Source organism: Flaviaestuariibacter terrae (assembly GCF_054777635.1).
This window is the reverse complement of sequence record NZ_BAAHAL010000009.1, coordinates 1-523: the sequence shown is the minus strand read 5'-3', so window position 1 is coordinate 523 and position 523 is coordinate 1. Positions and strand designations below refer to the sequence as shown.

General features: G+C 64.1%; 1 protein-coding gene. It reads right to left on the bottom strand.

The features are described from left to right. On the bottom strand, window positions 1–523 hold a 523-nt coding region (locus ACYU7Z_RS16360; protein ID WP_460572429.1), incomplete at both ends, for an NAD-dependent epimerase/dehydratase family protein.

Sequence of the window (523 nt, the reverse complement as noted above, 5' to 3'; positions counted from 1 at the left end):
TTGACCTTGGTGTTGTCGAAGATCACAGAATGCGACTTGTCGCCGAGGAGCTGGGGGCCGAGGTCCGGAAGGTGGGCGGCGATGGTCTCCGAGGCCACGTGGACCAGCTGGGGTTGCGGTGCTCCGGCTGCCTCCGCGAAGATCTCGTAGATCCGGTTCCAGGGCAGGAACTCATCCGAGGTGATAGTGAAACTGTCTCCGATCGCCTGCGGAAGTCCCAGCAACCCGACGAACGCCTTGGCGAAGTCAGTACTGTGCGTCAGCGTCCACAGGGAGGTGCCGTCACCGTGCACCAGAACCGGGCGGCCGGCCCGCATCCGCGCAATGTCCGTCCAGCCGCCGGCAATGGCGATCTTCGTGTGGTCGTAGGTATGTGATGGCCGCACGATGGTGACGGGAAACCCTCGTTCCCGGTACTCCGCCACCAGCAGTTCCTCGCAGGCGATCTTCTCGCGTGAGTACTGCCAGAACGGATTGCGCAGCGGAGTCGATTCCCGGATAGGGAGCGCCGCGGGCGGCTTCT